At 58.5% G+C, this 10,749-nt stretch carries 10 protein-coding genes; 3 read left to right on the forward strand and 7 right to left on the reverse strand.

Going from position 1 to position 10,749, the window contains the following annotated elements; translation table 11 throughout:
• Positions 1-1,186: 1,186 nt before the first annotated feature.
• Positions 1,187-1,891, reverse strand: a complete 705-nt coding sequence (locus EN906_RS10320; RefSeq protein WP_127270307.1) for a Crp/Fnr family transcriptional regulator — start codon at positions 1,889-1,891, stop codon at positions 1,187-1,189.
• A 1,333-nt stretch (positions 1,892-3,224) separates the two neighbouring features.
• Between EN906_RS10320 and EN906_RS10330 the strand changes: the two genes are divergently transcribed.
• The 3 genes from EN906_RS10330 (at position 3,225) to EN906_RS10345 (ending at position 5,854) form a co-directional block, all read left to right on the forward strand.
• Positions 3,225-3,878, forward strand: a complete 654-nt coding sequence (locus tag EN906_RS10330; RefSeq protein ID WP_127272367.1) for an outer membrane protein — start codon at positions 3,225-3,227, stop codon at positions 3,876-3,878.
• Between the two features lie 221 nt (positions 3,879-4,099).
• On the forward strand, positions 4,100-4,360 hold the full coding sequence (locus EN906_RS10335) for a hypothetical protein (RefSeq protein ID WP_127268735.1): 261 nt from the start codon (positions 4,100-4,102) through the stop codon (positions 4,358-4,360).
• A gap of 624 nt (positions 4,361-4,984) precedes the next feature.
• Positions 4,985-5,854: a hypothetical protein gene (locus tag EN906_RS10345; protein WP_127268734.1), complete on the forward strand. Its 870-nt coding sequence runs from the start codon at positions 4,985-4,987 to the stop codon at positions 5,852-5,854.
• Positions 5,855-6,298: 444 nt separating this feature from the next.
• Here the strand turns inward: EN906_RS10345 and EN906_RS10350 are convergent, their stop codons facing one another.
• From EN906_RS10350 to EN906_RS10375, 6 genes are all read right to left on the reverse strand, one after another.
• Positions 6,299-6,715 carry a hypothetical protein gene (locus EN906_RS10350; RefSeq protein WP_127268733.1) on the reverse strand — a complete coding sequence of 139 codons (417 nt, stop codon included), beginning with the start codon at positions 6,713-6,715 and terminating at the stop codon, positions 6,299-6,301.
• A 50-nt stretch (positions 6,716-6,765) separates the two neighbouring features.
• Positions 6,766-7,230: a hypothetical protein gene (locus EN906_RS10355; protein WP_127268732.1), complete on the reverse strand. Its 465-nt coding sequence runs from the start codon at positions 7,228-7,230 to the stop codon at positions 6,766-6,768.
• A gap of 83 nt (positions 7,231-7,313) precedes the next feature.
• Entirely contained in the window at positions 7,314-7,697 is a 384-nt protein-coding gene (locus tag EN906_RS10360; RefSeq protein WP_127268731.1) for a hypothetical protein, read from the reverse strand.
• Positions 7,694-8,470, reverse strand: a complete 777-nt coding sequence (locus tag EN906_RS10365; protein ID WP_127268730.1) for a hypothetical protein — start codon at positions 8,468-8,470, stop codon at positions 7,694-7,696. Before EN906_RS10365 ends, EN906_RS10360 begins: the two co-directional genes overlap by 4 nt.
• A 221-nt stretch (positions 8,471-8,691) precedes the next feature.
• Positions 8,692-9,285: a hypothetical protein gene (locus tag EN906_RS10370; RefSeq protein WP_127268729.1), complete on the reverse strand. Its 594-nt coding sequence runs from the start codon at positions 9,283-9,285 to the stop codon at positions 8,692-8,694.
• A 285-nt stretch (positions 9,286-9,570) separates the two neighbouring features.
• Entirely contained in the window at positions 9,571-10,134 is a 564-nt protein-coding gene (locus EN906_RS10375) for a recombinase family protein (protein ID WP_127268728.1), read from the reverse strand.
• Positions 10,135-10,749 lie beyond the last annotated feature (615 nt).

The following is a 10,749-nucleotide window of genomic DNA, read 5'->3' on the forward strand; positions in this document are numbered from 1 at the left end:
TGATTGGGAAACGCAATGGTCTTACCCGCTGGGAGTAGGCGGAACGGCTTAGGCCTGAAGGTTGTTGTCTCTGCAAACGCGGAGAGAAACAGTGGAAAAAAGTGTCGGTCAGGCGCGATGGTTGCTCGCACCGATTTTGGCAACAGCCATCACTTTCCTGGTGATGGGGATAGTCCTTGGCTGACATGACGTGGATCGGCGCGGCTACGTCCCTTCCTGCGCTGATAGGACCCGTGAGCCGCTTTCGGCGGCTGGCGGGTCCTGTATTTCACCGTGCGCTGGGCTGCTCATTCGGCAGCGAGCGCTTTCTAGCTCATGCACCTTGGGAGGTTTATTATGGATCGGCGATCCTTCTTGACCGCAATGTTTGGTGTTGCCGGGGCAGCGGCCCTTGCAAGCGCTGTCCGCCCAATCGAGGCAATGGCGGGTGTTCCAGGAGCCGGACACGGCATCCTCGACGAACTTGAGACGCCACAAACAGAGGCCTTTGACGAAGATTCACAGGCAGAAGTGCAGCAGGTCTACCATCGGGACTGGCACCACCGTCCTCACCGCCGCCGCCGGCGAGGCTGGAGACGGGTTTGCCGCAGTTACTGGCGGCATGGTCGCCGTCGCGTCCGGTGCTACCGCCGGCGTGGTCCTTCGGTCGTCCTTCGATTTTAACTAGTTTTCCGCCTTGGCCCGTTCCGGCTCACGCGCCGAGAACGGGCCGGTTGGGATCTTTTTGGTGAACGGTAACAATGACATTGGTCCAGAGATTGAATGCGAGTGGCAGCGCAAACCAACCGGGAAATGACAACGACCATGCCGCGGGGTTTGCGGACGCCGTCTCGTTGCCGGACGAGGAAAACATTGCCGACCTTGTCAGGCGAACGGAGCGCATGGCCATTTTGGTGGTTCTAGGAATGGGCGGCTGGTTGATGTTAGTGCCCGCTATTTACCTTGTACTGACCCACGGGATATGAACGACTTTCGGTGTCGCGGTAGCTGACTGCAGCATGTCAGCGGAAGCTAACGCAACATCCATGCGCGTCCAAAGTTGGATTGCGGGAGCATCGCATCGCGGCTTCCGCACCCCGTTTCCTGTATCGGCAATATGGGGACGGGCTGTTTTGCTGGCGCGAGGCACAAGTGTCTGGAACCACCTATTATAGTGGTCCACGTCCGGCATGCTGGGAAGGCGCTCTCATCCAACCAGCCGCGCATACTCGGCCTCCGGTTTGCCGTAGGTGCCGTTTGCGCAAGCCGCAAGGCCGCTGCGGTCCCTGATATGCACTTCGCCTCGTCGAGAATAGATGAAACCGCGCCCTTCCAGCACTTGCAGTCCAACGGTAACCCCTGGGCGTCTTGCTCCAAGCATGACGGCGAGAAACTCGTGGGTGATCGCAAGGCGTTCGCCGTGGACCCGATCGTCACACATTAGAAGCCAGCGCGCCAACCGCTCTTCAAGGTTTGATTTTGCGTTGATCAGGGCCGTATAGCTGGTCTGGATGTGGAAGTAGTGGACATAGCGCAACAGGAACAGGCGCAACGTTGGGCTGTTCGCAAGAGCCTCCTTGAAGGGCTCGGCTCCGATCCTGAAAGCGCTGCCGGGCGACTGAATGTAACATTGATGCGCCGCATAGTCAGCGCCCATCACGAGCGCGGCACCGGTCATTCCCTCAAAGCCGACAAGACCTACCTCGGCCTCCTTACCTGAAGCCGCCGCGACCACAGAGGCAATGCCGTCTTCCAGGAAGTAAACCGTCTCGATCTCCGAATCGGCTTTCTCCAAGGTCATTTTCAGCTCGAGGTCACACAGTTCAAGGTGTGGCTGCAATAGCCCCAGGTCACCAGGGTTAAGCCGACGCAACAATTGGTTTTTATAGGAAGCGTTCTCTGGATTGGTCATAGCTCAATCCCGCTTGGGGCAAGAGCTTTCCAATCTCCCTGCCGTCTGCGCCCGTAAACACGTGCAGACGATTTGGAGAAGATACGCCCTCTGGCGCGCGATTGACAGTGAAATGCGACCTGATGCACGGCGTCCCCCCAGCCGCCGAATTACAAAACAGGGGTGTACAAAGTTAAAGGGTTGGAATCGTACAGAACTCTGCTTCGTACGAATCCGACAATTTCGTGATCGCGGCCAACGCCGGCATGATGTGCATGGTTATCGATGTCGAGGTAGAGCGACGAGAAGGCGACTGGCAGGACCGACTGGCAAGGCGAAGGCTGTGCTCCATAACGGGTCAAACAATTTGGCATCTAAATTGCTTTGACGGGTATGGGGTGGGCGAGAGCCCGTCGCTTCGCAAATGGAGCGGCGGGTCTACTCTACCTGCGACTGTCGAATGGCCACAGCAGCAGGATGTACCCGCTTTTCAGCAGAAGCTAACGGAACATCCGTGCGCGTCCAAAGTTGGATTGCAGGAAGCACCGCATGCCGGCTTCCGCAGCCCGTTTCGTGTCACCGGCAATGTGGGCGGAACGGGCTGTTTTGCGTCGGTACGCGATTTATCCAAGCGGTGACTACTTGTGGGTAATCCAGTCCAACAAGCCTGCGTCAACCTGCTCGCACCCGACATATTCGCGGACCAAGCTTTCAGCCAGGTGGCGCCATTCACACGCGGGAACGCTTGTTTCCCTTACCAGGTTTCGAAATGCAGAGCGGAGAATGTCGGCATCGAAGGCCGAGACGGCAACAGGATCTGGATCCGGATCTTCCCAACCTCGGGCCAGGTCATCGCGGTGACGTTGGCGAAGGCCCTTGAGCAGTTCGCGCGAGGCCTCGATTGCGCGTCGGGAGTGGTCCATACCGCGGCGAAATGAAGGCGGTTCCGGCCAGGGAATGGTGCCGCAACCGAAAGCTGGTTTCTATAGCCGCGCGTGCGATTTCTATATGCGTTTCAACCATCGCGGCCTCCCTTCCTGCGAAGGGATTTATTTACTCTCTTTTCGCGCGTGACCCAAGAAGGATTCAACGTACGGTTTGATACGCAAGGGCGGCGTGCAGAGGGCTGCGGATCGTGGCCGTCTCTAACGAGCATTCGGGCGTGAGCAAGCTGTTCGAGCAAGACCAGCATTTGCTGCTCGCTCATAGGCAAGGTCGGCACGCAAGATTCTCGCCAATACAATCTCGTCAAGCGCGCTGACCGCAGTTTTGAATCAGGGTCTAATGTGGCGGAAATACAACGGCACATATCGGCGCGCTCTGCTACGAGAGGGTGGGTTACAGGGGATCACCTATGAAGAAGCTGCTTCTTGGTTTGTCGTTGTCTCTGCTGGCTTCGTCGGCGTTCGCTGCCGATGCCATGGTCGAAGAAGTCGCCCCGGTTTTTAGCTGGACAGGTGGGTATATCGGTCTTCAGGCAGGCTACGCTCGGGGTGAGGGGAATATACGGCAGGCCAGCGGCCCGGGCTTCATTGAGACAGATCCTGACGGGTTCCTTGGAGGTGTCTACGCCGGTTACAACTACCAGATGCCGAACAATATCGTCATTGGTGCGGAACTGGACGTCGTATATGCGAATGTTGATGACAGCGGCCAAATATTCGCCGCTCCCGGTCTCCCATTTCCGGGCGGCATCGGGACCGAGGAACTTAAGTGGAGTGGGGCGGCAAGACTTCGATTGGGATATGCCGTTGATCGCTTGCTTCCCTATGTCGCGGGTGGCGTTGCATTTGGCGACATCGACACAAGCAGTAATACCGTCTCAGGTTCTTTCGGAGACACATTTACTGGATGGACGATAGGCGCGGGCTTGGACTACGCCATGACCGACAATCTTCTGCTGCGCGCCGAGTATCGCTATACTGATTTCGGCACTGAATCATTGCCGACTGGTAATGTCGATCTGAAGATCAATGAGGTTCGCTTCGGCATCGCCTACAAATTCTAGTCCACTGGAGCCCATAGAGAGAGCCTGCCGCCAAACCGCGACGGGCTTTTTTCTTTGCGCGACAACAGAGAAATATCTCGGCAATGCGTCGTCGCATCCCTGGGACGGCGTCTCCCGCCTGGTTCCTGTCTTAGTGGTGGCTTTGGGCGTGACCGCTTTACATGCCTTGAGGAAAGTAGGAATATTATCCTCGGGTGGGGCGACTCTTAAAAGGTGTCGCAATGGCTCGGTCAAAACCTTCAAAGCGATTATCGCTGGCTGAAATCGAGCGCTTTCTCGTGGCGGCGGAAGCGCTGCACCTGAGCATCATCAAGCCGTTCATATCGCCGCATTGCGACCACTACAGACAGACGCGCGTCTTGCATGAGGTGCTGTTAAGGGCGGTGCGGGAAGTCACCGGGAAGGATGCTACGTTCATCCGGTGGAATTTGACCGGGCCAGCACAACAAGGGCCGGAGCGCCCGGCAGAAGAGCCCCCATAGCATTGTCCGGGACGGACGAGGGGCCTGAGCCGCGAACTATTTGCGATCCAGGCCCCTGGCCGTCGGGTTCGTGGCGACATTGCGCCCGCGGAATGCCATTCACAAGCTGGACCTTGGTCTTGCCATTCCTGTGGAGAGCGTCAACCTCAGAAGCTGAACAGTTGGAACTCCATCGCGATCCGACGCGGAAATCGTGCGTCTGAAGCGGGTGTTCGAGCGTGCATCCGCCGCCGCAACATTCAAGCGACTTCTTGCCGAAGAAGGAGAAGTCGTATTCGCCTCGCAAGAACACGTGTGTGTGAGAGCGACGTCGATGCCTGCTCCAACAATACCATCGACCAAAGTTGCATCCCGCTCGGCGTTTCCACCTGGATAGAACGTCTTCAGCTTTGCGGCGGTTACACCACCGTGACAAACGGCATGTTGCTGGTGCCCCCGGACGGCGCTAAATGCCAAATCCCACTGAGGCGTTCCACCCGAACTAACCGTTAAAAATCAAGGGGGTAGAAGGGGCTCTTCCCCCGAAGCGGTTAAGCTCGGTGTACCTCTTTGTGCCCGAGCGGTGTACCTTCTGTCAAGGCAGATACAAACTCCGCGTTGGCCATCTTTCTGGTAGTCTGTCGCATGGACGATACCGAAGCACTGCCCCCCAAGATGCAACTCAATATCGACTTCAACAAGCTGAAGGCGGTGGCCGAAGTCGGAGTGCGGAGGGCGTCTGTTTTCATGGGGGTCGGTACGAACGCTATAGCGGTAGATCCTCCTATCTCGCATATCCTCTCTGACAACGTGCAGTTCCATTTCGTCCCACCAGACCCATCAGATGAAATGAAGCGACACTACCTTGAGGAGTTCGAAAGCTGGACCATCGGCAACTGTCTAAGGGATTTGGCAGACAGTTTTTCTATGTTCCTGACGGAGGCATTTTTCATACACCTCCTCCTTCAAACGATGACCTATTCCGAAAGCGAAGACCTGAAGGCGAAACGGAAGTTCGAGAAGCTCAACGTAGGCGCGCAGTACAGTTGGCTAGCGCTGGACCTGCAACTCAGGCCTGATCTTGGGGAAATGTTCGAGACCTTTCGGCTCGCTCGAAACTGCCTCTCACATCGGATGGGCAATGTGACTTTGGAGGATGCTCCAAGCGGCGAACTTCGCATTCGGTGGTGCTTGTTTGGCGCTTCTGTAGTTGGCGAGGACGGTCAGAGCGTCTTGATGGACAACGCCACGATAGGGACGGATCAGTCGTTCGTGGCGCGAGGTGGGCCGATTATGCTCGGGATGCACTGGAAAGAGCGTGCATTTCCGGTCGGCACCGCCATACGCCTGTCCAGACATGATCTCAGCGAAATGTGTATGGGCGTCACCTTGGTCGCAGAACACGTCGTGCAGAAGCTCATTGAGTACACCAGAGCGAAAGGGGTCCCGGTGAACGTGCTGGACCCCATTGACCGCGCGGAAGAACCGTTCGCCGAAGGCTCGGAGCCCGCTTAAGGGCCAGGAAAGGCTAGCGTGCGCTGGGGGCGGTGGGGCAGGACGCCACAATCTTCATGCTGTATACAAAAGGCCCCCGCTGTGTCCTCTACTGGTCTGCTCGCTCACGAGCTTGCCGCGCGATCTCCGCCCAAGCGCGCTTCGCCCTTATCAGTCGCGCCAGAATGGCGACCGTGGCGGAGCGCCATCCCTTAATCAGCCCATAAATCAGAGCCACTATGCCCACCAAACTAGACGAACGGCGGCGTACGCAGCGGCCGGAACATTTTGTCCTTCTCTAAGGCGGCGGCCCACCGTGAGCATCAACCCGTCTAGGGCATACATCGGAGACAGGAAAGTCTCAATGCGCTTCGTTCAGGTCAAGGCTGGGCAGTAGAATACCGGTCCCAAAGCACCCACCCCCGACACACCTCTTGGGGCGATGCATCGGGGGCAGGGGACGCGTTAGTCAGTGAAGGCTGTGCCGGCTTTCCGGGCGGCTGCTATGGCTTGGGCATGCCCATGGAAGACGTGCCATTCGCCCTTAGCTGCAGCCTTGCGTAGTGCCGGGTAGTCGGCGTCGTCGACATGCTCAAAGTAGGTGTCAAGGGTCAGCCCATGCTGCCTAAGCACGTTGCGCTCCAGATGCTGCTCGAATGCAGCCACGACCACAGCCGCTTCAACCTCCTCGATCCCAAAGGCTTCCCCAGTCGGGATTTCTCCAGTCTCCACGAAGGCGTCAACAATGAACTGCTGTTGGGGTTCGCTGTGAGTGTCCCTGAAGCGGTCAAGGCTCTGGTCGGCCATGCGCACAAACTCGGCATACTGCTTCTCTTCCTTCTGGTCGGCTGTCAGTTCATCGTCGTCGGTCTGGTCGCCCACGGTGGGCAACTCAGGGGCCGAAGCCCCGTCGTCACTCTCGGCCCCCGTGGTTACCTGAAAGAATAGCCGTAGGGGACCAGAGCTGCGTTCACAGCCGCGACGTAGTCGCCCTGGCTGATCTCCCCACGTGCCGCCATGTCCTTGGCCTGCTGGGGTCCCAACTGGATGCCACCAACGGTCACCGCAAGCTGATCCACAAGGACCTGCGGCGCTGAGCCATTCATGGGCTTAGCCGCTGCTACCTGAGCCTTCTGGCTCTCGTTCAGCGCCTGCCCGGTGTTGATGCCAAGGCGCTTAGCCTGAAGCTGTTGATTTGCCCGAAGGCCTGCTTCCGTTTGCGCCGCGATCTGCTCTTGAAAGGCGGCTTCCTTACGATCCTTCTCGGCCTGCTCATGGTCGCGCCGCATCTGGTCCACGCGGTCTTCAAGGCCCTGTCGGTCCCGTGCTTCCTGCCCGCGAATGTCGATCTGGTTGCTGTTGATCTGGAGCCCGGAGGCCTTGCTGAAATCGTTCATAGTGTTCGTTCCTTCTGGTCGTGATGGATCGCCCCGGCGCGTCATTGCTCCGGGTGCGGTATGTCGGTCTTGTGGTGGCTGGGTCAGCGCCTTAGGGTGAACCCAAAGGTCATCGTCTGTAGGCCTTCTGGACGCGCGCTAAGGCCGGTTGGGGTCGTTGCTCCGGCAAGACCATCGCTGGCTCCGGCGACCCTTCCACGCGGCGCCGTGGGTCTCATAGACATCTCGGCAATACGCCGTGCGACTGCCACGGCCTCAAGCTCGGGATAGCCGTAGACTTCAAAGCATCGTTCAGCAGCCGTGTTGAAGCTCTGGGTCCATTCGATGCCGATCCCCGGCAGTCTCCGGTCTAGCTGCGAGATGGTCTCCCAGTCATCGGCCTTGATCCATTCGACCAAGGCAAGGGCTGCCTCTCGCGTGGGATAGGTCGCAGCCCAGTCACGCCGCCTGATGTCATCGAACGTCATGCCCGGTCACCCTTGGCGGTCATCCGACCCATTCGGTAGAGATACGCTATTGGCGAGCCCTCGGGGTTCTCGATCTCGTCCACGGTGAACGGGTCGAGGGCACCCATGGCAACCAGCCGCTCCATAGTCTGGTGATACTGCTTCACTTGCTCGGGGCTCATCGCCCGCCACTCCTCCTTCTTCGGTTGGATCACGACACCCTCGGCAGTCTTCCGCCTCTGGTCTCGCCGCTGCTTCGCTTCCTTCAGTGACTTCGTTCGGCGCATCTTCGCGCGCTGTGAAATGGCCTCGTCAGGTATCACCCGCTGGCCCGGTAGGTGGTCGAGCGTCAACCGTTCCCGGCCCCCTCGCTCGGCCCGTTCATCGTCGTGGTTATTTCTCTCGTTCTTGCGCTTGGCATCGTGACGGACCTTGGCCTCAGCAATCTTGCCCTCGACCATAGTCTGCCACTCTTCCGGCTTGTAGCTTTCGCTGTCGGTCGAGGTCATGACGAGATGGACCACCTGTCTGTCAGTTAGGTCCTTGACGTCGGCCACATGGTCGAGGATGGCCCATAGCGACGGCAGATAGGTCTGATCCCCAGCCGCATTCCTTGGCCCCGTCCACGACGCTCCAAGCCGGTGTTCGTGAAGTGGTCGACCCTCGGGGTGGCTGTCCCGGTAGGGCGCAAGGAAAGCCGTCACGACATGTTCGGTAACGTATTGGTCATGGAGCCCGTTCGGGTCCCATCCGGGCTGACGTAGGGTCGCCAGCGCCTTCTCATCGGTAGTCATTTTTCGACGATGTAACTCCTTGTGTAATGTAGGTATCCAGTCGGATGACGATCATGGTGACGTAGTCAGGGAACGCCCGAAGGCGGACCAATTGGGGACATAGGGGAACCCTCGGGTTGAAGACCACCGAAGGGAGAGACCAAGGAGGGAAATCCCCAGTCCGGGTTCAATTCGAAGTCCAACCGCAGGTGTCAATCATGAATGGAAGGTGGCGTGCTTGGTCACGGAAGAACCTTCAGCTTCCAAGCCTTCCATGCCCTGATCTGGTCCGCTCGGGTGTTCACATGCAGGGAAACCATTCGGGGCGATGCTCCGGTGATCCTGCAGATGTCGACCTGGGGGAGGTCAGGGAAGTGGTCGGACAGGAAGCAGACTTCCATCTGAGGTGTCATTTCTGACCGACGAGAAGCCTTGAAGCTGTCGAGGCATTCCTTGGCCGTTATGACGATTGGGCTTGAAGCGATCTCAGACGCCATGGTCTTGACCGCATCCTCCCACCTGAGGTCGGCCCAAGATTGGCCCTCCGGCGATAGGACATCGAAGGGATAGCTCCCCGCCTTCCTTGGATAGATGCGCTTGCCGAGACCGGCTTTGACGGCTTCGTCCGTAAGGCGTCTTCGGGCTACCCGAGAGTGCCCTGACTTAGACACCTCAAGGTGTTCTTGGAGTAGCCCGAGGTGGGACAAGACTGCTCGGACTTGCCGAGTTCCGACACCCTTCAGGATGCCGTATTCAGTCACGGTGACCCAGTTGCCGAGTGAGACGGTGTCGAGGTCGCCGGTGGTTCGGTCGAGTAGTTCGGTCGTGTATTCCATTGCTCCTTTGTTGGGTGGTCGAAGAGGCTGTCCCCATGGAAATGCACGGATAAGGACAAACGCGCCTCACCAAAGCTGACCCGCCAAGTGCCACGTCCAGTCGCCCCGGAAGGAGCAAACAAGGCAACAGGCAATCGCAATGCAGGGGAGAACCGCGCGGGTCAGCTTGGGGGAGGAGCGTTGGATAGGTGCTGATGGTGGCCGTTGTCAGTCGGTGACGACGCGCGTTCATCGTGCTGGTGGCATTGGAAGCCGCCTTCGTAGTGCTAGTGGTGTGGCTTGTCGTCAGCCAGCGGCTGTCAGAACCTTCTGGACCGCTGAAGGTGAGCACCCGGCTTCCTTTGCAATCTGCCTCACAGAGCGCCCGTCAGCCTTCAGGGCCCTGATCAGGGCATGGTCGAGCGTCACCGGCCTGCCGGTCTTCCATGGCTCGCCTTGGGCCGCTGCCTTTGCCTTCGCCTTGGCGATGCCTTCCATCTGGCGCTCCTTCCGAAGGGCCGTCTCAAACTCGGCGATGCTGGCGAGGATACCAAAGACCAGCTTGCCCGTTCGGGTGGTGGTGTCGAGCGAGGCGTCGTCCAGCACCTTGAAACCAACGCCCTTCTTGTCGAGCGTCCCGACGATCTGGTGGAGGTGCGCCGCTGATCTCGCCAGACGGTCCACCTTGGTCACCACGAACACGTCACCCTCACGGGCAAACTCCAGAGCCTTCTCAAGCTCGGGCCTCGTCTCGTCCAAACCAGACCGCTTCTCGCTGAAGACCTTTTCAGCACCGGCAGCCGCAAGCTTCTCAAGCTGGGTGTCGAGGTCTTGGCCAGTGGAGCTAACGCGAGCATAGCCGATGATCATGTGTGCACTTTCCTCTAAGAGAATTGGTGTACATCACTTAGTGGACGATTGGTGCACATGTCAAGCATCGTGTTCACGAAGGTATAGGTTTGTGGACAGGACAGAATGGGTCGCCGCCGTAGCGCGTGGGAGCTAAGGACCACTCAAGGACGGCGGAGGGGTGCCGTTGTGGTGAGACCTAGGCGCACATGATAGCGGCGCGCGGTGTCGTCCCTCACGTTCATCCGAACTTCAGCGAGAGCGGCATGGGCTTGAACCATTTCGACGCGGGTTTCGCCGAGGGTGCGGCGAAGCACGGTAGCCAGGACGATATGGAAGGCTGGGTCATCGGTCATGAGGCACTCTACACCTATTTCCGACAAACCACCCCGCGCCAAGCGTGGCAACAAAGGGGGTACGGGGGGTCGGCGCGCGTGCCAGTTATCCGATCACCCGCTCAGAAATTTCTGCCAAATATTCCGACCCCATATGGGCCTTCGGTCCCGCATTGACATCGCCTTCGTTCCGCTAGAATGATCCTGAAAAAATCAGTGCAGAGGACGACATGCCGATAACACAGCTAGCTAACGGCACCTTCGAACCTGAAGAGATAGCCGTTCTCCAGGAAATGTTCTG

This window comes from Mesorhizobium sp. M7A.F.Ca.CA.004.06.1.1, from assembly GCF_003999135.1.
Taxonomy (GTDB): domain Bacteria; phylum Pseudomonadota; class Alphaproteobacteria; order Rhizobiales; family Rhizobiaceae; genus Mesorhizobium.